A 25564-nucleotide genomic window follows, 5' to 3' on the forward strand; every position below is an offset into this window, starting at 1 on the left:
AACTACGCTGACTCCTGAATTTGCTCAATCAATTTACAGACTCGCTGTCTTGAATTGGCGTCATCATGTTGATGAATCATCTGTTTCAAACGGTGCCGCTGCTGTTGATGTGTATCGTTTCCTGCAGCCGCTGCAGCCACCGCAGCAAAAAACGCTGACATGGAATTTAACCGGGGCCCCGGCAAAAGCGCCTCGTAATTATAAAGAAAACCGTTTTGTCGAGAAAACTCATCGAAATCATAGGGCACGAACAGCAATGGCCTGTCCAGCAGCAAAAAGTCGTGATAGAGCGCAGAGTAATCGGAAACCAACACATCGGCAAAAGGCAGAATCGAATTCACATCGGCAAAAACATCATGGCCCGCAAGGCGAATGCGATCGCTTTTTCCACACAAAGCCGACAGAAAGTCGACCAGGTCCGGGTACTTGTATAAGTCATTCATGTGCGGTCTCAGCAACAAGACACTGTTCTGCTTTTCAAGAAATTCACAAAGCTTCGGTATGTCAAAGTCACTGAAAGGAAAAAACTTTGTCGCTTCTCGTCCATGCCGCCAACTGGGGGCATACAGTATCACTTTACTATCAGTGGCCTCTTTGCCAATAAAGTCTTGCCACTTCGCCACATCCTCAGAGGTGGGAGTGTCCAGCAGATCATTTCTCGGATATCCCGTCACTACGTGTTTTTCCCGACCAATTTGCAGACACTCTTCCTGCATATCCGAGATCATTTCAGAGGTTGAAATCGCATATCGAATGAGTCTGGACTCAAGCAGACGATCGTATTTTTCAAGCTCACTGATCACATGCCCCTGTCTAGCAAATCGGATGCGTTTCACGGAGCGGCCATGCCTCAGTGCAATCAGTGATACCCGCTGAGGGATTAGGCTCGGCAGCATCGCAAGATCATACAAAGAGTTGGTAAAAACGCCCACCCTTGCTCTCATTAAACAAATCCACCCGGCCAGGCTCGTGCTGAGCACAACCGGACGTCCCCGCCTTTTCAGGTCCCGGTAAACGTCCCTGTTACGGGTTATCCAGACCGGACGCGCACCGTCGTTCTGCATGAGAAGCCACTCGTAAATGTACTTGCTGTTATCGCCATACAGCTTGCCATTCATCGCACCGCACAAAACAAGCGCTTTATCTGTTTTGACAAATCGCGCTGTCGTGTTGGTGACAAACTGCAGCAACTTCTGCAAGGTGGGGGATCTGACCAGTCGCAAAAGCCCGTGTTTGATACTGCTTATCAATCGTTTCATTTTTCTTCTAACTGGTTGAGCAATGACTTCAGGCAATCATTGAGGCTGTCTGATGCTGATATCGGTAACAAATGGTAGCGCGGATCATCAGCTACCTCCTGATAAGCCAACTGATAACTTTGCACTCTGATGCCTGCATCAGCCAGATCTTTGTATTGTCCAAGCGCCCTGTCAAAGCAAAGCTCGGCATCAGGCAAAAGAATAAAAACATGGTCAACCAAGGGAAAACAATATCTGTAAACACAAGACCAGAAGCTGTTCAGGCTGTATTGCAGCCAGTATGACGAGCGCCCGATTTTACCGTGCCGATAGCGCAACCTGGCTGAGTGCTTCATGACCAGCCTGTCGAATACATGGCGGTCATAAACCGTTATACCGCTCCGGTAGCGCAGCACCACTCGCCACCAGTTCTCAAGATATTCTACAGGGTAATAAAGGCTGTGCTGAATAGCAAAGCCCAGCAATGGATGCACTTTCAAGGCAACGTCCCACAACCACTTAACAAGCCTGGTTGAAGGCAGATGAAAATGTGCTTTTCCCGAATAAACCAGCCTCGCATCATCAAGATGCTTGCAAAGCATCTTACAAAGCGTGGATTTGCCGGCGCCATCCGGTCCGGTTATGGCTATTTTCATGCGCCAAGCAACTTTTGTATCAGAATACGCCAGTCCAAACGGCTGTTTTCTTCGGGCATACTGAGTTGGTGACACTGCGTGGATGAAAGTGCCTCTCTCACGACTTGTCTCTCTGCATGCATCAGGGCAGACAATTCATCAGACCAGCAAGGTCCCTCGGGGAAAAGAATATCGTGCGCCGACACCAATGTCTGAAGCGAATGATTCCACTCCACATCTCCAATATCACTCACCGTACTGGCAGTTCTGGTTGAATCTGCCTGCCGCATTTCGACCTTGCCGCTCTTCCTGCTTTTAACAAGTTGCACCGTTTTGTTGACTTTTGACTGGCTAAGGACATTCGCTGCGGGATACAAATCGTTGATTCGAAAATACTGTGCACGGATAAAGCGCCGGCGGACACGCTTGAAAAGAGCATTATCTCCCACCCAACTCAGCCGACTCAAAAAACCGAATGTATGTAGCTTTATTTTAGTCGTGAGACTGCTAAATTCAGGAAAGTGTGTGAGATTCGAGTCTTTGAGCACCACATAGCGCGGAAATGCAAACGCCACTCCGTCTGAACGCAACCATAGGCGATCATCAGCCAGGAAATCACTCCCCGCTGCAATCAATTTCAGGCAGGTTGCTGTCTTACCTACATTTTTCCAGGCCGGAAGTAAAATTGCCTCGCTCCCCTTTGCAACGCAAGCGGCATGAACTAGAGCAATCTGCTTTTCAACAAAGCTCAATCGCCAGAATAACTCACAAAGTACATTGGCTTTCATCTTATTGAACGAGGGGTCAAAAAGAAGCGTCGTCTGTTTCGCCAGCGGCTGCTGTCCATCCAGTCGGGCAGCCTTGTTATTGACTGACCAGATAAACCCTTCTCCATCAACCGATCTCGCATAGCCCTCAGTGCCAGAAATCAGAATGCGATCAGACTCATCACCTGATGCTGTCGCCGCTATTGTCACGGAAAAATCTGCCGGGCCAGTTACTGTGTTGGTCTCGCTGATTAAAAAGTTTTCGTACTGGTAGGCCAGGTATCTGAATAATGGCCCAGTTCCTGACAAGCTAAAGTCTGCGACGCCGTGTAATGAGAAGTTGTTTTTGCTTTCAGCGTTCACTGTCTGTGATTTCTCTTTTCATAAAATAGGCCAGAATCAATCCTGATGCCGGTTACTGGGCTTAATTTGAAAGCCTGAGCGCGTGGATCAAACCCATAAGAGCGCTTTTTATTCTCAGTCGGCTAAGGTGGCTCAACACCTGTCTAACATAGAGCTTTCTGAGCTTTTTGTTTATGACTTTGTCGTAAGCATGACCGAAATAAACTTTCAGATTTTCAAGCAGAAAAATATTTCTCTCGAAATACGAGTCCGAGCGAGCTTTTTTTTGTGTGATAGTGACGCCCCCCGGGTTCCGCCTTTTGACGGCCATCTCCTCCAGAAAGTGATGGTTTTTGCCTCTGCCGGTCAGAATATATATCAAAGCCTTGTGGCCACCGGGAAGTTGTCCCAGCCAATCGGGTTTTTCAAATAGGTGTTTCCTGAAGACAATGCTGTTCAGCGCTATAAAAAGCCCATTCGACAATATCTCCTCGAAACCTGCGTCCTGAATTACCCTGGCAGTATAGTTGTTGTGTTTTTCAACAACTCCATCAAACTCAAACCTGACATTGTGTGAACACATCGAATAAGCCTCATGGCTTTGTAGGTAATCAACCTGCTTTTGTAACTTATTTTTTTCAGTCCAGTAATCATCTCCTTCGCATAGCGCGATGAAGTCTCCTTTTGCCCGAGGGTAGTTGAAGGTAGGATTCATCGCCCTGACTTTTGAATACTGATTTTCAGTCTGATAGATAGGCTTGATGAGTTTCGGATACGCGCGTTCGTATTCCCGGATAATTTCTGCCGTCGCATCGGTTGACGCATCATCATGTATCAGGATTTCGAAGGGAAAGTCTGTTTGCTGAATCAAAAAACCTTCCAGCGCGTCTTCAATGTAGGCTTCATGATTGAAAGTGATGCAACAAATGCTCACTAGCGGCGTATCTGCGCCTTGCCATGACGCGATAATTTCATCTTGGCTTCTCAGTTTTCTCATTCTAGCTTGCCTTGCCTTTGATCCTGGATTTGATTAATTCGACAGCAAGATCAAATGCCTGTAATTTTAATATCCATGCCCCGATAATGTAGGCAACTACCCCTCCACAGCCGAATACCGCCAGTTCTATGATTTCATGCATGGCAGTGATATTTTGAAGCCACCATATGAGAACACCAATACTGCCAGCCAACATTAAACTGGGCAGAATATCTGCTAACTGTTCGCTCACGCTGTAATGAATCAATCGCTTCGAGTAGTGGCTGTTTGGCAAATAGGCCAGCACTGAGTGAACTATTTGCCCCATAATAATGGCCATAATTCCGTAACGAAAGCTGACGGCAAAAATACCTATCGCCAGTGCTTTTTTGAACAATCCCAGATAGAAAACCAGATCTGAGCGCCCCGTCACTTTCAGTATATTGAGATTGATTGCATTTAATGGGTTCATTAAGGCCGCGATACAGAGCAACTGCACGTATATTGTTGCTTCCCACCATGACTCAGGCAAAAAAAAGTGAAATAAATTTTCTGCCAGAGCTACCAGAAATATCAAACCTGGGAAAACCAGGAATGTCGTCGCAGCGATAACCTGTCGATAGCCATTTTTTAAACGCTTTGGGTCGTCCTGTAATGTGGCCAAAGCGGGGAAAGTCACGGTCTGGACAGAGCTAACCAACTGCTCAACAAGCAAATCCCGGATTTTTTGACTAAAAAAGTAAAACCCCGCAAGCTGGGCCGAAAATAATTTTGCAATGACAATGACATACATGTATTTGAAGGGAACGGTCGTCATCTGGTTAAGCAAGAGGTAGCCACCAAAAGAGAACAGTGTTCTAAACTCAGCCCAACCAAAACTCAGGCTGGGGCGCCAGATAGCCAGCGCCCAATACAAGACAGCAGTGACCATTGCCTGCACCAGAATCTGCGCAATCAATGCCCAGACGCCAGCCCCCAGGTAGGCAAGCAGGATAGCAGTGAGACCCGAAACCACTGCTGCGGGGAGAGAAACCTGCAGTTGCAACCTGAACTTGAGCTCTCGCGACAATACTGCCAGTTGTACAGCAGACAAGGCCGTAAAAATTACCGCCAGTCCTGCAACCCGGACAAGAGCGACCAGTCTCGACTCCCCATAAAAACTGGCAATAGCCGGTACTGCGAGGAAGAGCCCAACATAGGCAATCACGGCAAAGGCAATATTGGAGTAAAAAGCTGTATTGTAGTCCCGGGACGAGATGGTTTGTTTGCGGATGAGCGCCTGGCTAAAGCCGGCATCTACCAGTACGTTCGACAAGCTCAGGAACACTGCCATCATCGCAACCAGCCCGAAATCTCCGGGCGTCAGAAACCAGGCGAGAACCAGCGTGGTTAGCCCCCCGGCTCCCCGCCGCAGCATCAGCTCCGTAAAGTTCCAGATGACACCCGATGTGGCTTTTATTTTCAGATTATCTACTGAGGCCAAAACTGCTCCAGGTGGTTAGCTTTTTCATTGAACATGAGTCGTTGTCATGTCCTGTTTTCCCAGGGAAACTTTTCACCATTGGGTTCTTTATCGAGAAACGTACAGAACTTTGAATAGGCATCGTCTTCGGCGACATTCAATGTCAGCAGGTCAGCTTGTCTGTGCTTGAAATATTGCTGAACCTCTTCAATGTGCCGTTCATAAAAACGAATCAGTTTTTCTTTCTTATAGGGTTCTTCCTCTGGGGTATCAAACAAAGCACGATTAACAACCCAGGGCCTCCCTTTTACACCGTTTACCGCCTCCATCAAGTCCTCTTTTGTCGGTATCGCCCCGTTGGCCCACTTCTTACCGTGAAACTTTGTGATGGATTTGTACCACTGTTCAGCATCATTCCTCACCGTCAGGATAAACTTACTCCCCGGGAAAGCCTGATCTAACGCGATATAGGTATATGGAAATGAAAATGGTGAATCCTGAAATGCCTGGGCTGACTTGCAGTATTGAATAATTGGCGCAAAGTCTCTCTCTAGCCAGGGCGCCAGTAACTCACGAGCCTCCGCCTGGTTTCCGACGATGAACCCAAGGTCCTGCCAAGCTCTCCTGACTGAAGTCGTCCCCGTTTTATTCAAACCAATACAAAAAATCTTCTGCTGGTTTCCAATCAACCGCACCCTGTTGCCAGTATTTCGTGCCAGAGTTCTTAGTTTTCGGATGCAGCTTCTTAAGTGCAGATCATTTCCCATGGCTGGACTCCGGTGCAATGTAACCATACCTCTGCATCTTTTCAATGCTCAATGCATAGCTTTCAGCAGTGAAAGATGCGGGGATGCCAATTTTTTTCAGTAACTCATGACGAAGCTGTGGGCTGGGTCTTGCATGAAAGTAGTCTCTCTCAGTCAGTTTCATCTGGAAAATTCGCTCAAAAGGCATAAACCTGGCTCTGTATATAGACTGAAGCAGGTTGTGCAACTTTCTGAACTGCCGGGTTCTGTTGGCTAGGCTTTTCTTTATTCCTGACAATGAGGTCACGCGTTGCGAATAGACACCGTCTCCAGCACGCTTTTTTATGTTTTCATGGTTACCGAGGATTGCCTCACACACCAACTCTGGTTTAACCCCCAAGAGCTCGGCAAGCTGTCCACAAAAATAATCTGGTTGATGCTTTATATCTTCAAAAACCAATACTTTTGTCTCGAAAAAACGGGCCAGTAACTCAATATTTTTGTGCATAAAAACTGACTCTTGCTCGTTATAATCATCCGTTGATAACAACTGGCCTGAAAACTTCTCAAAGCTGTCTAGCTGCCGATTGGCCTGGTAATATTGTCCATAAAGCTGAACATAGAGTGAGTACAGATAATCAACCGGTTGCCGTATTGTCAGCACTACCGTCACGTCGAACTGGGAGAGTATTTGCTTGAGGTTCTCGATTTTTTTGGTTAATGGTAAATTGTCCTGATTGGGGTAAGAAATCATAATCCCCTCATCACTGAACACATTTAAGCGATCATCAAGCAACAGTTCGTCAAGTTCCTGTGACACCGGCCTTGTAATTTTTTCCTCGCATGCTTTACGTATAAGGGCACCCTGATAGTTTTTGAAATACGATTTTCCATTGTCGTCATAAGCAACCACTTTGCCGAGAAAGTTAATTTTCCCTTCATCATGCAGTCGCTGAAACAGATGATGCTGAAGCGTGGTCGTGGCTGTCTTCGGCAATCCAAGATGTAATAAAAGGCGCTTCATAATACTCAGAGATCGTTTGATAACCAGACTGCGGGCTCGACACTGTCTCTGATATCCATGAGCATGCTTCGTAAGTCATATTGAGGCTGGTAGCCAAAGTCAGCTTCGGTCTTACTCATATCAAACGTAAAGTTTGGTTGCGACGCCATCTCCGGACGATATATTTTTTCTACGACCTCGTCGCCAGCAAATACCTGAATTATTTCATTAACAAGTTGCTCAAGGGTCACGGGGCTTCCGGTACCGGCATTGTAGAGTCCCTGTGCTGTTTTGCTACTTACTGCCAACGCTATGAGCCGTGAAAAATCTTTCACATAAGGCATATCCTTGGCATGTTCGGGGTTACCCCATATCTCAATTTTTTTATGCTGTACAACACTACGGATCATTTTGACGTAGGCTTTGGTTCGCTTGACACCATCCACGTAAAAATCGACATTATCGTCTGCACAGTAAACTGTTGGTATCCTGAAAAGGATTGTCTGTAAACCATACTCCCGATGGTAATGTTCGATTAAATCACATGCTGTGGCTTTTGATATGCCATACACGGCATGATCCCCTGTCATTGCCAGTGTTCTGGACTGCTCGGTCGTAATTGGAACGCCGCTATAAAAAGCCCCCGAGACGTCTGAGAATGTCATGATGAAAATCAGCTTTGGTATCTTTGTTTGCCGACAAAATTCAAGCGTATTCAGCGTGCCAGTGATGTTAACGTCTATATACCGCTGTGGCACATAACCTGGCATAGTCGCCGGCATCGCGCCCGCCACCAGGACAACACAATCATAGTCTGTGTCCATCCCTTCGAATGCAGTTTTGTCTGTGATATCAAGCTGCCTGTATTCAACCTTGTCGCTTTTCAGCGTCGGCTCCCGGTTACAATATGTCCCGGTCACCTGATTTTTTTGTGAAAGCTGCTCAGCAACAACGCTTCCCAAACTTCCGCTGGCACCAATCACCAACACCTTGCTCATTTGCTTAAATTCCTCCCGGAACTAATTGATAGTTTCTCAGCATGTCTCGAACCTGCTCTGGTTTGTTATTCATCAATATGTCAACGATAGATAACCCGGGAACAAATTCTGAGGCCTTCTGCTGGTATGGCGTGGGAATAGAACTCAAGAACTTCAGATCAATGCCCGCACGACTAAATTCATCAGAGCTATATAACTCTCTGCCACCAAATGGGTTTATGTAGGTATCAGCCGCTTCTTGTCTACAGATATCAATGACGCGTTCCTGGCCTCGAAGATGATGGTTTTGGTATACCTTGCTTGTGCTCTGAATCCTTGTATTGAGCTTCATAAAATCACACAAAACCGTAATTTGATTCACCAGGAAGTCAGAAATATCTGCATACTCATAGTAAAGAATCGCCTCAAACAGACTACTGACATTCTTATACTCCGGCGCTCTACCATAGGCCGCCTGCAATGATTTGGATATTTTTTTTCGCCAATCCACCTTCGAACTGAACTCGACTTGATAAATCAATTTATTCGGAGATGCCTGGTACAAAGGAATAGTCAGGTAACTGACGTTGCCATTGCAGAGGATTCGGTTCCTGTTTATCCAGCCATTTTTGATGAAGTTAACATCGTCATACACAACAAACTTATCTACAGCGGCTATCAATTGCCAATACCCAAGGTAAGGAAGAAAATAAGGCTGCATGATGGCTAACTTCAACTCTTTCCTCCCACAACTGTTTCAACAACTTGCGTTATAACATTAACAATCTCAGCTGATACGGCGGTCCCGGTTGGCAGTACCACCACCTTGTCGCTTATTTGCTCAGTCACAGGAAGTAACAATCGAGCATGAGGGTAGAGCTTCCTGTAAGGAAACATATTGTGGCACCCTGGCCAAAAGTACTTTCTGGCCAGAATATTTTCAGCATGCAGGGCTTCAACAATGTCATCCCGCGAAACGGGACATGCTTCGTCGACTTCCATCACAACATATTGGTAATTGTTTTTTTCCGCTTCATCAAAGGCGAAAATACTAATCCCCGGAAGCCGTTCCAACCCTCGATTATAGGCGAAGTAATTCGATTTATTATGTTCAACCACAGAATCAAGATTATCCAGATTGACCAGGCCCATGGCCGCACAAATTTCTGTCAGTTTGCCATTGGTGCCAGGATAAATAACGCTGTCCACCCCACCGAAACCGAAGTTACGCATCAGGCGCATTTTTTCGGCGAGTTCATCATTATTGGTAAGGACCGCGCCGCCTTCGAAAGTATTGAACAACTTGGTCGCGTGAAAGCTGAGCACTTCAGCTTCGCCAAAATTGCCAATCATCTGACCTTTATGAGAGTTACCAAAAGCGTGTGCGGCATCGAACATCAACTTCAGGTTATGTTCATCTGCAATATTTTGTAATTCTTTTACCGGTGCTGCATGTCCCCAAAGGTGGACGCCAATGATGCCGCTTGTGTTGGGCGTAATCATTTTTCTTACTGACTCAGGTTCCAGACAATGTGTCGCAGGGTCAATATCTGCAAAAACCGGCGTGATCTCTTGCCAGTGCAGGGCATGCGCTGTGGCAATGAAGGTGTAGGAAGGGATGATGACCTCCCCCTTCAGTTCCAAGGCTCTTATGGCTATCTCGAGCGCAATCGTGCCATTAGCCATTGCAACACAATGTTTGACATGGTGATGCTCCGCTATCCTCTGCTCCAGCTGTTGTACGAGCGGACCGTTATTGCTGAGCCATTTGCTTTCGAAAATTTGATCGACGTATCTCAGAAACTCAGCCTTATCCCCAATATTTGGGCGGCCGACATGCAGCTTTTCGTCGAAAGCAGGCGGCGCACCATTGATGGCCAGGTCAGTCTTCGTTTTTATCTGTTTCATTCACATCCTCTCTGGAGGTTTGACCGACGCTCTTCTCTCTCAATTTGGTTTTGAGTGACTCTTTTCGCAATTCCTTTATCTCTTGCTCAAGTTGCTCATACTCTCTGATTTTCTTTTTGAGAAATCTCACCGTCACACTGGCTTTTTCCTCAATGCCTCGTGGTGTCAGCTTGTAGGCATAGGCGAGTTTGTTTTTGCTGTTGCGAAAGTTACCCGCCTTCAACAACCCCTTTTCGATTAGTGCTTTAAGACAGTAATTCGCTTTGCCTAGGCTGATACCCAACTCACCGGCAAGCTGCCGCTGACTGATTTCAGGGTTAGACTCGAGTAATTTGAATATTTTATAGCGGTATTCGTCAGTCAGCATGAAGGTAACGACTTGCGTTCAATGAATGAACACTCTATGTAAACTGGCCTTGAAAGTAAATACTTTGTTGGTGATGTTTAAATAACTTCAGGAAAGGAGTCGGCATGGATGCCTGACAACACAATCGTCCAACCGTCCCTGGAAGTGACTTTGTGTTGTTATCTTGGCATCCATGCCGTGTGTCAAATTAGCAATTTATTGGCTGGTGACCAACTCTGGTTTTGGTGTTTTGTGAACTAATCGAGGGGGTTTTTGATTTTTTGGTTTGTGGGGAGATCCTTCGGCATGCTCAGGATGACAGGGTAAATGTTCTGTAGATGACCCTACTCCCTGTCATGCCGACCGGAGTGGAGGCATCTCTGGACGCTGAATAGATCCCTCGGCTGAGCTCGGGATGACAGAGTGAATGATCTGTCGGTGGAATAACATTGTCATACCGACCGCTGTGGAGGCATCTCTTCCAGTGCTGGGACGAGATCCTTCGGCAGGCTCAGGATGACATGAGCCTGGGAATTGGAGGTGACAGTTAAAGGAGCTTAAAATGTCACTACGTTCACTACAGGCTATGTATCAATCCTGCCCGAATAGGTCCCGGGTGTAGACTTTGTCGCGGATATCGATGATGTCATCAGTCAATCTATTCGCGAGTACAACATCCGCTTTTTGCTTGAATGTTGCCAAGTCCTTGATGACTGCAGAGCGGAAAAAAGTGTCGTCTTCGAGCACAGGTTCATAAACCACAACTTCAATCCCTTTCGCCTTGATGCGTTTCATCACACCCTGAATAGCGGAAGCCCGGAAATTATCCGATCCCGCCTTCATGACCAGGCGGTAAATACCGACGACTTTGGGATTGCGTTTGATAATGGATTCGGCAATAAAATCTTTTCTTGTGGTATTGGCATCAACAATCGCTTTGATTAGATTGTTAGGTACATCTTCATAGTTGGCTAGCAGCTGTCGGGTATCTTTGGGCAGGCAATAGCCTCCATAGCCAAAAGACGGGTTGTTGTAGTGATTGCCTATTCTCGGATCCAGTCCAACCCCCTCAATGATCTGGCGGGTATCCAGGCTATGTGTTTCGGCATAGGTGTCGAGCTCATTAAAATAAGCGACTCGCATAGCAAGGTAGGTATTGGAAAAAAGCTTGATGGCTTCTGCTTCGGTGCTGTCTGTGAAAAGGACCGGGATGTCTTTTTTCTCAGCGCCTTCAATTAGCAGTTGAGCAAACTGTTCAGCCCTTTGGCTGCGTTCACCCACGACGATCCTGGATGGATAGAGATTATCGTGAAGGGCTTTGCCTTCTCTCAGAAACTCTGGCGAGAAAATAATTTGTGGGGATGACTTCGTGCTCTCACCCCAGCCCTCTCCTTTCTGGAGAGAGGGAGCACCGGATTGTTTGGCTTTGCTCGCAATGACTTTGGTTTGATATTTACTTTTGATGGACTCGGTATAACCAACCGGAACGGTCGACTTGATCACCATCGCCGCATTTGGATTGATCTCTATTACGTCTTCAATCACAGCCTCAACGCTTTTGGTGTTGAAATAGTTGGTATCGGGGTCGTAATCGGTTGGGGTGGCGATAATGACGAAGTCTGCATCAGCGTAGGCTTTTTGCTTATTGAGCGTTGCGGTAAAGTTAAGCTGCTTGTTATCCAGAAAGTCCTGAATTTCCGTGTCTTCAATGGGCGAACGTCTGTTGTTCAGTTGCTTCACTTTGTCTTCAATAATATCTAAAGCAACGACTTCATGACGCTGAGCAAGCAGCACAGCAAGAGATAACCCTACATATCCGGTTCCGGCAACAGCAATTTTCATCTCGAACTCTTTAGTATTTTTAATTGATATCAGTGTTGAAGGTTCGCGTTTCACGAATATGACAGTTATTAAAGAGTTGTACTATTCTACTGTCACTGACTTGGCAAGATTCCGTGGCTGGTCAACATCTGTGCCTTTGATCAGAGCAACATGGTAGCTGAGTAATTGCAGCAAGATGTTGTAGGTGATGGGCGCTGTGATGCGGCCAACATTGGTAGTGGCTTTGACAACCTTGAAACTGGCTTCCGAACTGATATCACTGCGCTCATCCTCAAATACGATCATCTGTCCACCACGGGCTTTAACTTCCTGCAGATTGGATTTGAGTTTCTCCAGCAGATCATCCAGCGGTGCAATGGCAATCACCGGCATCATCTCATCAATCAGTGCCAGAGGACCGTGTTTGAGTTCACCTGCGGGATAGGCTTCGGCATGAATATAGCTGATCTCTTTCAACTTAAGCGCACCTTCCAGCGCAATCGGGTACATTGTGCCACGCCCCAGGAACAAGGCGTGTTGCTTGTCGGCAAAGTCTTCCGAGATCTGGCGAATTTCCTCTTCGTGCCCCAGGGCCATCGTGATGAGGTTGGGTAGTTTCTGTAAACCACCTGCAATCATGGCCTCCCGACCTTCATCGAGTCGGTTTTGAACTTTACCAATGCTCGTCAGCAATAATGCCAGGGCGACCAGTTGCGTCGTGAATGCCTTGGTCGAGGCGACACCAATTTCTGGGCCGGCATGGGTCAAAAACACCAGATCTGCTTCGCGGGTCAGGCTGCTTTCTGCCACGTTACAGATACTGAGCGTGGGGATATTGAGTGCTTGAGCATCAGTAAGATCAGGCTTGTTGAGATGCGCCTTGGGATCATCACTGGCACGACGTCGCAATTCAGTTGATTTGTTCTGACGCAGCGCATTGATTTGCTGCAATGCAGCCAGAGTATCCGCCGTTTCGCCGGACTGACTGATGGTCACAAACAAGGTGTGATTTTCAATCACCGGATTGCGATAGCGGAATTCACTGGCCACTTCTACCTGGCAGGGCACGCCGATAATATCCTCAGCCCAGTACTTAGCCACCATACCGGCATGATAACTGGTGCCACAGGCAATAATATGGATACGGTTTACGCTGGCAAATACAGACTCTGCATTATGACCAAAGCTTGATACCAGAATCTGATCCTGGGTCATGCGACCTTCCAGCGTATCAATGACCGCCTGGGGCTGCTCGAAGATCTCTTTATGCATGTAGTGACGGTGGGCACCCAACTCTACCGAGGTGAGATTCAGGTTGGAATGCTTGACAGGACGTTCCACCCGCTCACCTGTCAGCACATTAAATATTTCCACTCTGTCTCGAGTCAGGCGGGCAACATCACCATCTTCTAGGAAAATGAAATTCTGTGTGACAGGTAATAGAGCAGATACATCGGAGGCAATAAAGTGTTCGCCGATACCGACACCAATCACTAAAGGACTGCCTTTTCTGGCTGCCACCAGGGTGTCGGGATTATTGGTTGCCACCACACCCAAGGCATAAGCCCCTTCAAAGGATTGGATTGATGCCATGACAGCTTCAAGCAGATCGTCTGTACTTTCGAGTTGTTGAAAGATTTCGTGCGCGACCACTTCCGTATCGGTTTCAGAGGTGAAACGATAACCCGCGGCAAGCTGTTGGTTTTTTAGTGACTGATAGTTTTCGATAATGCCATTGTGAACCACCGCCACTTTGTTATTACAAATGTGCGGATGAGCATTATTTTCAGAGGGCACGCCATGGGTGGCCCAGCGTGTATGGGCTATGCCGAGTTGCCCGGAAAAGGGTTCTTCAAGCGCAGCGATTTTGTTTTCCAACTGCTTGATTTTGCCCATCGCACGCACGCGCTGGAGATTATTGTCCGTATCCAGCAATGCGACACCGGATGAGTCATAGCCACGGTACTCCAACCTTCTGAGCCCCTCCATCAGGATGGGGGCAACATTACGCTCGGCGATTCCTCCGACAATTCCACACACGTTGAATAATCCCTCGTTCGTTCAAAACTGCATTATACAGAACAACGGTTTCTTTATAGTTGAAATGGTTTTGAAAAGGCGGGGTTGGGCTCATTTATTTTGTCCCCTCCCGCTCATTCATTGTCCCCTCCCTCTGTCATCCAATACCCCATAATTCTGTCACACTGAGCCTGTCGAAGGATCTCTCCGAGCTCTGAGATACCTCGCTTACGCTCGGTATGACAAAAAGCAGGTGGGTTGGGAAAAAAACAGGCTGACATACAAAAGCCCAGTCCATTAACAAAAGACAAGGTGACAGACAAAAAGCCAGTCGGCAGACAAAAGACCGTTCAAATAACAAAAGACGAAGCAGCACACAAAAGAACAGTCAACTAAGAAAATACAGGACAGGACGGTGCTCAAACCGGTAGGCAGGTCTGTAGGACGTGGTCACTATGGCAGAAACACGTCAGTTAACAGAAGGCATTTCATTCCGGGGCTGAGAGTGATGTCTGCCCTTTTAGAGGGCCTGTCTAATGCAGTTCTTTCACTGGCTCGGATTGCAACCAGTCTGTTAGATCACACTGCGGTTTAAAGCCATCGATGGTGGTTAACAGCAGCTGCCGTGATCGGGCACTATCATCTGTTTCGTTTGCCTGGGTCAGTTCATCCAGCGTGAGTTGCAATGTTTGCCAGGGGATGACCATTTCCTGCGCCCGCCTGATTTTAGGGTGTGCGGTTTCCGTGACGTTATCGCCAATCAACAGTTCTTCGTAAAGCTTTTCCCCCGGCCTTAGTCCAGTGAACTGAATTTCAATATCCCCATCAGGGTGATGCTCATCCCTCACACTGAAACCGCTCAAATGCACCATTCTTCTGGCTAATTCCAGGATTTTGACCGGTTCCCCCATATCCAGCACAAACACATCCCCTCCCTGCCCCATGGCACCGGCCTGGATAACCAGTTCCGCCGCTTCGGGGATAGTCATAAAGTAGCGAATGATTTCCGGGTCAGTGACGGTAACCGGGCCACCAGCCGCAATTTGCTCGCGAAACAAGGGAACGACGGAACCGGATGAGCCCAGTACATTACCAAAGCGGACCATGGTGAAGCGGGTTTGTTGGTGCAATTCCGGAGATTGTGCTAATGCCTGCAGGACCAGTTCAGCAAGGCGTTTGGTGGCGCCCATGGTATTGGTTGGTCTCACTGCCTTATCAGTTGAGACGAGCACAAAGGTTTCCACTTTGCATTTGATCGCCGCCTGAGCCGTGTGCAAAGTGCCGAATACATTGTTTCGAATACCTTCATTGGTATTTCTCTCGACGATGGGCACATGCTTATAGGCAGCGGCATGATAAATGGTCTGAACCCGGAAATGTTCACAGACTGATTCAACACGGTTTTGATTTAATACCGATCCCAGAACTGGTATCAAGGAAACCGTTGAGTTAAATTTTTCCAGTTCTTTTTCGATTTGATACAGACTAAACTCGCTGATTTCATACAGTATCAGCGTTTGAGGTGACAGATGCATAATCTGACGGCATAACTCGGAACCAATTGAGCCGCCGGCACCGGTGACCATCACGACCTTGTCTGTGATATTACTGTGCAGCAGGGTTTGATCCGGCGCGACGGGTTCCCTGCCCAGCAAATCGCCTATGTCCACTTCCTGAATATCAGAGACTTCAATTTTGCCTTCAGCAATATCCATCAAGTCAGGCAAGGTGCGGACATGCACTGGATACTGTTCCAGCTGCTGCAGAATCTCACTGCGTCTTCTGCGGCTCGCTGAGGGCATCGCCAGCAAGATGTCCCGAACATGATAACGTTCTATCAGCCCGACCAGTTGCTCAAAAGGGTAGACCGTCAGTCCATTAATCTGCTGATTCCGTAACGATGTATCGTCATCGATAAAAGCCACGGGACGCATCTGATTACTCATTTTGAGCATCGCAGCCAGTTGAGCACCCGCCTGTCCCGCTCCGTAAACCAGTACCGGGGGAACATATCGTTCGGTATGAAGATCGGCCCAGTTCTGTTGCTGGCTGTGAGTGAAAAGCCATCGGGCCAGCATCCGGCTACCGCCGACAAACAACATGACAATCACTGCATTGATGCCATAAACCGTTCTTGGAACCAGCCCCGAGAACTCTCCCGCCGCCAGAACGACCACGGCAAAAATGAGGGAAAACAGGAGCACTGCACGGCTGATAGCCCACAGCGCATCAATACCGATATAGCGAATAACCGCTCTGTAAAGACCGGATTTGATAAAGACGGGGACAGCGATGAGGGGGGCCAGCAGGAATATCCATAGCTGCTCACCTGGCGGAGAATAAAACTCACCTAGACGCAGTGAAAAAGCCAACCACAATGAAGCGATAACGGCCAGAACATCAACACTGATACTGATGACACGTTTCACTCGGCGTGAACGGTTGAGGAACCACTGCCCCAGTGAGGTGATTGCTGATGATTGCTTCAAACTATCATTCCGTCGATTGAAAGTATCAGGTCATTATTTCATGCCTTATCCAGCAACGGCAAAACTATAGTTTCAAATCCTGCATTACCAGCTTCAGACTGTGACGCCAGTCGGGCATACGAATACCAAACTGACGCTCTATCCGGGCGTTATCAAGAACAGAAAAGCCGGGGCGCATGGCAGCCGTTGGATACTCGCTGGTAGCAATCGCATTGACAACAGGTACGGTTTGACCTTCTGCCGCCAGCGCCTCAAATATAGCCTTGGCAAACTCACTCCAGGATGTGGCACCGCTATTGGTCAGGTGATAAATCCCTGTTTGTTGTTGCCAGAATGAGGGACCCTGCTGTCTGGACAAAACAACCACGGCGGATACGGCCTCAGCGATGTGTCTTGACCAGGTTGGTGAGCCAATCTGGTCGCTGACGATGTTTAATGACGCTTTTTCTGAAGCCAGTCGTCTCATGGTATTGAGGAAGTTTTTACCATGCAGGCCATATACCCAGCTTGTTCGAAAAATGCAGTGCATCGCACCACTTTTCTGGATAGCCACCTCACCAGCCAGCTTACTCTGACCATAAACATTGACGGGGTGCGCTGTATCATTTTCAGTCCAGGGCTGGCTCCCCTGACCATCAAATACATAGTCTGTGGAAAAATGGATCATTGGGATCCCCATTAACGCACACGCTTTGGCTATTGCCCCCGGAGCGCTGGCGTTGACCTGCCAGGCCAGCTCAATTTCCTGCTCGGCCTGATCAACGGCAGTATAAGCCGCTGCATTGATCACCAGATCAGGTTGAAACTGACGAATTTTTTCAGCGATGATTTTTTCATCTGATCGCAAATCGAGTGCTTCCCGGTCAGGCATTACCAGCTTGGCCAAAGGTCCCAGACTTCTTACCAGTTCATATCCGATCTGGCCAGTCGCACCGAGGAGCAGTATGCGACTCATGGATAAGCCTCAGCCTCTGTAAATGGTCTGCCCTGCTGGTCTTTATCCGATAAAATTGGGGCTGATGTCAGTGGCCAATCGATACCGAGATCCGGATCATTCCACAGTAAGGTTCGCTCGTACTCAGGCGCATAAAAGTCGGTGGTTTTATACAGAAACTCAGCACGCTCACTCAAAACCAGAAAACCATGGGCGAAACCCGGCGGAATCCACATCTGTTCATGATTGTCTGCGCTCAGAATGGTACTCACCGAGTGCCCAAAATAAGCAGAGCTTTTTCTCATATCCACCGCCACATCAAAGACCTCACCACTGATGACCCTGACCAGCTTTCCCTGTGGCTGATGAATCTGATAATGCAGGCCCCTCAGTACATTTCTGACTGACGCAGAGTGATTGTCCTGGACAAACTCGACATCTGTGTCGAGCAACTGGCTCAAAACACGACGATTATAGGTCTCCATAAAAAAACCACGTTCATCGCTGAAAACACGTGGTTTAAGGATTTTGACATCAGGGATTGCTGTTTCACATGCTTCCATTTATCGATGCTTTTCACTCAAAATCTGCATTAGATAATCTCCGTAACCACTCTTGATTAATGGTTTTGCCAAGGTTTTCAGGTCTTGAGCTGAAATGTATCCTTTTCTAAAAGCAATTTCCTCTGGACACATCACCTTCATACCCTGTCTTTTTTCTATTGTCTGTATAAATTGAGAAGCTTCAAGCAAAGAGTCATGTGTCCCTGTATCCAACCATGCCATGCCTCTACCCAATACCCTGACATGTAATTTTTCATTCTCAAGGTAATGTCTATTGACATCAGTAATCTCTAATTCACCTCGGGATGACGGTTCAAGGTTCTGTGCAATTTCAACAACACTGTTGTCATAAAAGTAAAGCCCGGTAACTGCATAATGTGACTTTGGTTCTAATGGCTTTTCTTCGATACTTAATGCTTTTCCAGCGCTATCAAAGTCGACGACGCCATATCTTTCCGGATCTTTCACTCGATAAGCAAATACTGTTCCCCCAACCTCTCTTTGATCAGCGTCTCGCATCACATCAAGCAAATAATGGCCATGGTACACATTGTCTCCTAATATCAATGCAACATGAGCATCACCAATGAAGTCTCTTGCAAGGATAAAGGCCTGAGCAATGCCATCAGGACTCTTCTGTATTATGTAACTGAGGTTTATCCCCCATTGCTTTCCATCGCCAAGCAATTGTTGCAGTCTGGGTGTGTCCTGAGGTGTTGAGATAACACAAATGTCTCGAATACCAGCCAGCATCAGGGTGGACAAAGGATAATAAATCATCGGTTTGTCGTAAACCGGCAAAAGCTGTTTGCTGATGGACTGCGTCACCGGGTGTAAGCGGGTGCCACTGCCACCGGCGAGCACTATCCCCTTGCGCTTGGTCATGACTTTCCTCCCAAACCGAGTCTCTGTTGCTGGTAACTACCGTCGATGATGTGTTGATTCCAACTACGATTGTCTAAATACCACTCGACGGTTTTTCTTAAACCGGACTCAAAGGTTTCACGAGGCTGCCAGCCCAGTTCCTTTTGAATTTTTGTGGCATCAATTGCGTAGCGTAAATCATGACCCGGGCGGTCAGTCACAAAATGAATCAAATCTTTATGCGGTTTGTAATCAGAGTCTGGCAATAAATCATCCAGGATCTCACACAGCGTGTACACCACATCCAGATTGGTATACTCGTTAAAGCCACCAATATTGTAACTTTCTCCGAGTTTCCCTTTTTCAAATACCAACTGTAGTGCTTCAACATGATCATCAACATACAGCCAGTCCCGAATATTTTGACCGTTTCCATATACCGGCAAGGCTTTACCTGCAAGTGCATTATTGATCATCAACGGAATCAGTTTTTCCGGAAACTGGTAGGGACCGTAATTATTGGAACAATTCGTCAATACAACCGGTAGCCCGTATGTATGATGCCAGGCGCGAACCAGATGGTCACTGCCTGCTTTAGTGGCGGAATAGGGTGAGTTCGGTTGATAGGCCGTGGTTTCAGTGAACAACCCGTTTTCGCCCAGCGAACCATATACCTCATCTGTAGAAATATGATGGAAGCGGAAGGCCTTTTTTTGATCAGGCTGCAACGCTGACCAGTAATTTCTGGCCGCTTCCAGCATGGTATATGTGCCTACCAGATTAGTCTGAACAAACTCTGCCGGCCCATCAATGGATCGATCGACATGTGATTCTGCCGCGAGATGCATGATACCCGTTGGCTGATACTCGGAGAAGACCTCAGCCATCTTGGCTGCATCACAGATATCAGCCTGAATAAAATGATAGTTGGGATGCGCCTCGATCTCGCTAAGAGATTCAAGGTTGCCCGCATAGGTGAGCTTATCGATATTGACGACAGCGTAATCGGTCTGACGGATTAAATGACGGATAAGTGCAGAACCAATAAAACCGGCTCCGCCAGTAATGAGTAATGTTTTTTGAGTCACAGCTTAGATTCAGTAATTGAGTTCAGGTAGTGCTAGGCGAATGTAGCACTGGGGCCGTTATTACTCAACTTAATCCGTTGATGCTGCATATTAGAAGGGGGAGTGAACGACAGGCAAGTGGCGCGCCCGGCAGGACTCGAACCTGCTACCCTCGGCTTAGAAGGCCGATGCTCTATCCAGATGAGCTACGGGCGCATCGTGACATGTGGTCTAAGCGAGGACAAAGAAAAAAGTAGGGAAGTGGTCGGGGCAGAGAGATTCGAACTCCCGACCCTCTGGTCCCAAACCAGATGCGCTACCAGACTGCGCTATGCCCCGACTTGTTTTCGAGAAGTCATCCTCGAAGAAGGCGAAATAATACGTTGTTCCCCAGACAGAGTCAACGCTTGATTTGATATTTTTTGCTGTTCACGACGACTCATGCGATCATAGCCGCTTTTGCAAGTCCGGGACCCCTGAATGAGCGCGAAGATTATTGATGGCAAAGCTGTCGCCGCCGATCTGAAACAAAAACTGAAACTGGCCACTGATAAACTGATTGCTGACGGCAAACGCCGCCCGGGTCTCGCCGTCGTTTTGCTCGGTGAAAACCCCGCATCAAAAGTCTACGTTGGCAGTAAGCGTCGCAGTTGCGAAGAAATCGGCATCAAATCGGTCGCTTATGACATGCCAGATACCACCAATCAGGATGAACTGCTGGCACTGATAGATAAGCTCAACAGTGATGAAGAAATTGACGGCATTCTGGTGCAATTGCCGCTACCCGCGCACATCGACCCTGAAACTGTGATTGAACGCATCGCGCCTCATAAAGATGTCGACGGCTTTCATCCCTATAACATCGGCCGCCTGGCTCAACGCATCCCTGTTCTTCGTCCCTGTACCCCGAAAGGCGTTATCACCCTGCTCAGGAGCACTGAAGTCGATTTGAAAGGGCTTGAAGCCGTGGTTGTTGGGGCTTCCAATATTGTCGGACGGCCGATGGCACTGGAGCTATTGCTCGCCGGCTGTACCACGACCGTCTGCCATCGCTGGACTAAAAACCTTGAGGAACAGGTGCGTCGTGCGGATCTGCTGGTTGTTGCCGTGGGTAAGCCCAACTTTATTCCGGGCGATTGGATTAAACCGGGTGCGATGGTGATTGATGTCGGTATTAACCGACTGGCAGACGGCAAATTGACCGGGGATGTCGACTTTGAAGGTGCCAAAGAGAAGGCTTCGTGGATAACCCCTGTTCCGGGTGGCGTCGGTCCGATGACTGTAGCGACGCTTATGGAAAATACGCTGTTTGCTGCAGAGCACTTACATCAAAAATAAACACTGAACAACAGAGGCGCAGAGTAGATATAAACATCTATCCGCAGATTACACAGATGGTCGCAGATTATTCATAATAAAGACAGAGTCGGGACAAAAACCAGAAGCTCTGTTGCTAGACAAACACTTCGCTGGACTGTTTTTAATCTGTGAAAATCAGCGTAATCTGCAGATAATTCTAAAAACTCTGTGTCCTCTGTGCCTCTGTGCCTCTGTGGTTAATAATTCCAAACAGGCTTATTGACGCCGCCAGCTGGTTTTACCGGCTGAATCTTCCAGCACGATACCCATTTCCGTGAGTTGATCCCGGATTTCATCAGCGCGTCCCCAATTTTTATCAGACCGCGCCTGATTGCGTTCGGCGACCAGGGCATCGATTGCAGCGGCTTCATCATCCGATGCGGTATCTCCGACCAGAAACGCGTCGGCATCCTGCTGGAACAGTCCCAGCACATCACCGAAGGATAACAACAGGCCGGCGTAATAAGCGGCTTGTTCAGCACCCTGACCACGCTCATAGGCTTTATTCAGAGCCTGACGCACATCAGCCATAACTGACAAGGCCAGCGCGGTATTGAAATCATCATCCATCGCCTCCTGGAAGCGAGGACCGAATTCCTTGTCTTCCTGCCAGCGTACTTCTGCCTGTGGTTCTACTTCACGCAGTGAGGTATAAAAACGGGTCAATGCCGCTTTCGCCTGTTCAAGCTGATCTTCTGAATAATTCAGTGGGCTGCGGTAGTGACTGGACAGAATGAAATAACGCACTGCTTCAGCCGGATAGACCGCCAGCACTTCACGCACGGTAAAGAAGTTACCCAGCGACTTGGACATCTTCTCATCATCAATACGAACAAAGCCGTTGTGCATCCAGTAATTGACTGACTGGCAGTTATGCGCGCCTTCGGACTGGGCGATTTCATTTTCATGATGCGGGAACTGTAAATCCTGACCACCGCCATGAATATCAAAATGCTCACCCAGGCAATGCGCTGACATCGCCGAGCATTCAATATGCCAGCCTGGTCGACCATTACCCCAGGGTGACTCCCAGGCTGGCTCACCTTCTTTGGCGGCTTTCCACAGCACAAAATCGAGCGGGTCGGTCTTGGCTTCATTCACCGCGACGCGTTCACCGGCACGCAGTTCATTAACATCACGCCCGGATAACTTGCCGTATGAGGCAAATTCGCTGACATCGTAATAAACATCACCGTTTTCGGCGACATAAGCGAGACCTTTATCTATCAGGGTCTGTACCATGGATAAAATTTCACCCATGGATTCGGTCGCTTTGGGCTCGATATCCGGTCTTAACACGCCCAGCGCGTCGGCATCCTGGTGCATTTCGCTGATATAACGTTCTGTCAGCACCTCTATGCTTTCACCATTTTCAGCCGCGCGTTTGATGATTTTGTCATCTATATCAGTGATGTTTCTAACATAAGTCACGTCATAGCCCAGCGCCCGCAGATAGCGTGTGACGACATCAAACACCACCATCACCCGAGCATGACCGACATGACAGAGGTCGTACACCGTCATGCCACAGACATACATACTGACCTTGCCTGGGATAATGGGGGTAAACGTGTCTTTCTGTCGAGTTAGGCTGTTATAGATTTTTAACATTATTTACTTTTTTGAAATATCTTCTTTTAAACCAATGGTCAGGTTGAATACGGGTGACTCGGCATTGTGGTCGTATCGGTCACTGACGAAATAGCCTTCCCTTTCAAACTGGAATGCTGTTTCAGGTTCACAATCCACAATGGTCGGCTCGGCGAAGGCTTTAATCACGCGTAAGGAATCAGGGTTGACGTCATCGAGATAATTACCGGTTTCCTTGCCCGGCGCTTCCGCCATAAACAATCTATCATACAGGCGCAACTCCACCTGTCTGGCTTCTGTCGCAGATACCCAATGAATGACGCCCCGCGGTTTCATTTCCGGCGGTGGGTTCTGCCCCACGGTATCAGGCACCAGAGAAGCGATGACTTCAATTACCTCGCCCTGGTCGTTCTTGATGACTTCATCTGCCTTGATGACATAAGCCCCGCGCAGACGCACATAATCACCGATGACCAGGCGCTTGAACTTCTTGCGACTCAGGCTGGTGTCTTCTGTAAAGTCAGACGCATCGATGTAAATGGCTTTAGTGAATGGTATGGACCGCTGCCCCATCTCCTCCTTTTGTGGGTGATTGGGGACGTCCAGCCATTCCACCTCATCAGACGCGTTGCTGATGGTGACTTTCAGTGGATTCAGCACGCACATGGCACGTGCGGCATTCTCATTCAAATCATTGCGGATCTCGAATTCGAGTTGCGCGATATCCACAATGCCGTCAGTTTTGGCAACAGCCAGACCGTTACAGAATGCGCGCAGCGCTGAAGCGGTATAACCGCGACGTCGCATGCCTGAAATCGTGGGCATTCTCGGATCATTCCAGCCGGCCACAATCTTTTCATCGACCAGTTGTTTTAGATTACGTTTGCTGGTCACCGTGTAATTGAGGTTCAAACGGCCAAATTCATACTGCTTCGGCTCTGATGGCACGGGCAGATTTTCGATAAACCACTCATACAATGGCCGGTGATCCTGAAACTCCAGTGTACAGATACTGTGAGTGACACCTTCAATCGCATCGCCCTGACCATGGGCAAAATCATAGCTGGGGTAAATACACCATTTATCACCGGTCTGATGATGCGCTTTCTTGCGGATACGATACAGAATCGGATCGCGTAAATTCATATTCGGCGAAGCCATATCGATTTTCGCGCGCAGCACACAAAAACCTTCATCAAACTCGCCCTGCTTCATCTTTTCGAACAGCGCCAGGTTTTCTTCTATGCTGCGGCTGCGGTATGGCGATTCCTTACCCGGTTTGGTCGCCCAGCCGCGATATTCACTGGCTTGGTCGGCGGTCAGGTCACAGACATAGGCTTTACCTTGTCTGATCAGATGCACCGCCCAGTCATAAAACTGCTCAAAATAGCTTGAGGCGTAACGAACATCGCCTGCCCACTGAAAGCCCAGCCATTGAACATCTTCCATGATGGCTTCAATGTATTCCTGCTCTTCCTTGGCCGGGTTGGTGTCGTCAAAACGTAAGTGACAATCCCCGCCAAACTCCTCTGCCAACCCGAAATTCAGACAGATCGACTTGGCATGGCCAATATGCAGATAACCATTGGGCTCCGGCGGGAAGCGGGTCACTACCTTTCCGGTCAGCCTGCCAGCGGCAATATCTTCCTGAATAATGGTGCGAATAAAATTATGTTGAGCAGCGGTTTCTGACATAGCCAAAGTTGATTTTTAATTAAAACGGGCATTATACGCGTTCAGCCTGTCCGGGCGACAGCGCTGTTTTCAGTGACAAGTCCCTCATTCCCGCTTCCTGATGTTCCCATGATCAGGGCCGATGCTCTATCATGACTTCTTTTGACCGTTGTTGGACATAGACATGAAACTACTTTACCGCCATCTGGCTCCCCTGTTTTTCGCTTCCTTTTCCCTGGCAGCCAACGCTGAAGGGGGCGCCGCGCCTCAAGTCAAACTGGAAACAACAATGGGGGACATCGTAATTGAACTGAATCAGGAAAAAGCCCCCAACACCGTGGCTAATTTTCTGGAATACGTTGAGGCCGGCTTTTACGATGGCACCATTTTTCACCGTGTGATTGAAAACTTCATGGTTCAGGGCGGCGGCTTTGATCAAAACTTTGAGCAGAAGCCAACCCGTGCCCCGATTGAAAATGAGGCTGATAACGGTCTCAGCAATCAACGCGGTGCCGTCGCAATGGCACGAACCAATGATCCACATTCAGCGACAGCCCAGTTCTTTATTAACACTGTCGATAATGATTTTCTCGATTTTCGTGGAAAAGCACCCAGTGGCTGGGGTTATGCCGTATTTGGTGAAGTCGTTGAAGGTATGGATGTGGTCGATAAAATCCGCAAGGTAGACACCACCATGCGTGGCCCACATCAGGATGTGCCGGCTGAAGACGTCGTCATTAAAAAAGCCAGCGTACTCTAACACTGTCATCCTGCCCTCACCATG

Annotated in this window: 22 protein-coding genes and 2 tRNA genes; 2 read left to right on the forward strand and 22 right to left on the reverse strand. The window is 48.0% G+C overall.

The annotated features are described in order from the left end of the window. Positions 1-2: 2 nt before the first annotated feature. From OMQ46_RS12780 to OMQ46_RS12875, 20 genes are all read right to left on the reverse strand, one after another. Positions 3-1259 (reverse strand): CDP-glycerol glycerophosphotransferase family protein, encoded by a 1257-nt coding sequence (locus OMQ46_RS12780; protein WP_266237404.1) that lies wholly within the window; start codon positions 1257-1259, stop codon positions 3-5. Then, a complete protein-coding gene (locus OMQ46_RS12785; RefSeq protein WP_266237406.1) occupies positions 1256-1894 on the reverse strand; it encodes a hypothetical protein in 639 nt (212 codons plus the stop codon). The genes OMQ46_RS12780 and OMQ46_RS12785 overlap by 4 nt, the downstream gene beginning before the upstream one ends. Then, positions 1891-3003: a hypothetical protein gene (locus tag OMQ46_RS12790; protein WP_266237407.1), complete on the reverse strand. Its 1113-nt coding sequence runs from the start codon at positions 3001-3003 to the stop codon at positions 1891-1893. The genes OMQ46_RS12785 and OMQ46_RS12790 overlap by 4 nt, the downstream gene beginning before the upstream one ends. Positions 3004-3064: 61 nt before the next feature. Next, positions 3065-3979 (reverse strand): glycosyltransferase family 2 protein, encoded by a 915-nt coding sequence (locus tag OMQ46_RS12795; protein WP_266237409.1) that lies wholly within the window; start codon positions 3977-3979, stop codon positions 3065-3067. 1 nt (position 3980) lies between these two features. Further along, positions 3981-5441: a lipopolysaccharide biosynthesis protein gene (locus OMQ46_RS12800; protein ID WP_266237410.1), complete on the reverse strand. Its 1461-nt coding sequence runs from the start codon at positions 5439-5441 to the stop codon at positions 3981-3983. Between the two features lie 44 nt (positions 5442-5485). Next, positions 5486-6187 carry a sulfotransferase gene (locus OMQ46_RS12805; RefSeq protein ID WP_266237411.1) on the reverse strand — a complete coding sequence of 234 codons (702 nt, stop codon included), beginning with the start codon at positions 6185-6187 and terminating at the stop codon, positions 5486-5488. After that, a complete protein-coding gene (locus OMQ46_RS12810) occupies positions 6177-7190 on the reverse strand; it encodes a hypothetical protein (protein ID WP_266237412.1) in 1014 nt (337 codons plus the stop codon). The genes OMQ46_RS12805 and OMQ46_RS12810 overlap by 11 nt, the downstream gene beginning before the upstream one ends. A gap of 5 nt (positions 7191-7195) precedes the next feature. Then, positions 7196-8167: an NAD-dependent epimerase/dehydratase family protein gene (locus OMQ46_RS12815; RefSeq protein ID WP_266237414.1), complete on the reverse strand. Its 972-nt coding sequence runs from the start codon at positions 8165-8167 to the stop codon at positions 7196-7198. Positions 8168-8171: 4 nt separating this feature from the next. Further along, complete coding sequence (locus tag OMQ46_RS12820) at positions 8172-8882, reverse strand: WbqC family protein (protein ID WP_266237416.1); 711 nt, start codon at positions 8880-8882, stop codon at positions 8172-8174. Next, positions 8879-10054, reverse strand: coding sequence for a DegT/DnrJ/EryC1/StrS family aminotransferase (locus tag OMQ46_RS12825; protein ID WP_266237417.1), 1176 nt, complete (start codon positions 10052-10054; stop codon positions 8879-8881). Before OMQ46_RS12825 ends, OMQ46_RS12820 begins: the two co-directional genes overlap by 4 nt. Continuing rightward, positions 10029-10421 (reverse strand): MarR family EPS-associated transcriptional regulator, encoded by a 393-nt coding sequence (locus tag OMQ46_RS12830; protein ID WP_266237419.1) that lies wholly within the window; start codon positions 10419-10421, stop codon positions 10029-10031. Before OMQ46_RS12830 ends, OMQ46_RS12825 begins: the two co-directional genes overlap by 26 nt. A gap of 570 nt (positions 10422-10991) precedes the next feature. Continuing rightward, on the reverse strand, positions 10992-12242 hold the full coding sequence (locus OMQ46_RS12835) for a nucleotide sugar dehydrogenase (protein WP_266237420.1): 1251 nt from the start codon (positions 12240-12242) through the stop codon (positions 10992-10994). Positions 12243-12323: 81 nt separating this feature from the next. Further along, complete coding sequence (glmS, locus tag OMQ46_RS12840; protein ID WP_266237421.1) at positions 12324-14261, reverse strand: glutamine--fructose-6-phosphate transaminase (isomerizing); 1938 nt, start codon at positions 14259-14261, stop codon at positions 12324-12326. Positions 14262-14773: 512 nt separating this feature from the next. After that, a complete protein-coding gene (locus tag OMQ46_RS12845; RefSeq protein WP_266237422.1) occupies positions 14774-16729 on the reverse strand; it encodes a polysaccharide biosynthesis protein in 1956 nt (651 codons plus the stop codon). A gap of 64 nt (positions 16730-16793) precedes the next feature. Continuing rightward, positions 16794-17684: a dTDP-4-dehydrorhamnose reductase gene (gene rfbD, locus OMQ46_RS12850; protein ID WP_266237423.1), complete on the reverse strand. Its 891-nt coding sequence runs from the start codon at positions 17682-17684 to the stop codon at positions 16794-16796. Beyond that, positions 17681-18226 (reverse strand): dTDP-4-dehydrorhamnose 3,5-epimerase, encoded by a 546-nt coding sequence (gene rfbC, locus OMQ46_RS12855; RefSeq protein ID WP_266237424.1) that lies wholly within the window; start codon positions 18224-18226, stop codon positions 17681-17683. The genes rfbD and rfbC overlap by 4 nt, the downstream gene beginning before the upstream one ends. Beyond that, positions 18227-19111: a glucose-1-phosphate thymidylyltransferase RfbA gene (gene rfbA / locus OMQ46_RS12860; protein WP_266237426.1), complete on the reverse strand. Its 885-nt coding sequence runs from the start codon at positions 19109-19111 to the stop codon at positions 18227-18229. Continuing rightward, positions 19108-20178, reverse strand: coding sequence for a dTDP-glucose 4,6-dehydratase (rfbB, locus tag OMQ46_RS12865; protein WP_266237427.1), 1071 nt, complete (start codon positions 20176-20178; stop codon positions 19108-19110). Before rfbB ends, rfbA begins: the two co-directional genes overlap by 4 nt. A 118-nt stretch (positions 20179-20296) precedes the next feature. Continuing rightward, a tRNA-Arg gene (locus tag OMQ46_RS12870) sits at positions 20297-20373 on the reverse strand. Between the two features lie 46 nt (positions 20374-20419). After that, positions 20420-20496, reverse strand: a tRNA-Pro gene (locus OMQ46_RS12875). A gap of 141 nt (positions 20497-20637) precedes the next feature. Between OMQ46_RS12875 and folD the strand changes: the two genes are divergently transcribed. Continuing rightward, positions 20638-21495 carry a bifunctional methylenetetrahydrofolate dehydrogenase/methenyltetrahydrofolate cyclohydrolase FolD gene (folD, locus tag OMQ46_RS12880; protein WP_266237428.1) on the forward strand — a complete coding sequence of 286 codons (858 nt, stop codon included), beginning with the start codon at positions 20638-20640 and terminating at the stop codon, positions 21493-21495. A 237-nt stretch (positions 21496-21732) separates the two neighbouring features. Here the strand turns inward: folD and cysS are convergent, their stop codons facing one another. After that, a complete protein-coding gene (cysS, locus tag OMQ46_RS12885; protein WP_266237429.1) occupies positions 21733-23127 on the reverse strand; it encodes a cysteine--tRNA ligase in 1395 nt (464 codons plus the stop codon). Between the two features lie 3 nt (positions 23128-23130). After that, positions 23131-24801: a glutamine--tRNA ligase/YqeY domain fusion protein gene (locus OMQ46_RS12890; protein WP_266237431.1), complete on the reverse strand. Its 1671-nt coding sequence runs from the start codon at positions 24799-24801 to the stop codon at positions 23131-23133. A 163-nt stretch (positions 24802-24964) separates the two neighbouring features. Between OMQ46_RS12890 and OMQ46_RS12895 the strand changes: the two genes are divergently transcribed. Continuing rightward, a complete protein-coding gene (locus OMQ46_RS12895) occupies positions 24965-25540 on the forward strand; it encodes a peptidylprolyl isomerase (RefSeq protein WP_266237434.1) in 576 nt (191 codons plus the stop codon). Positions 25541-25564 lie beyond the last annotated feature (24 nt).

Source organism: Methylophaga sp. OBS1, from assembly GCF_026319365.1.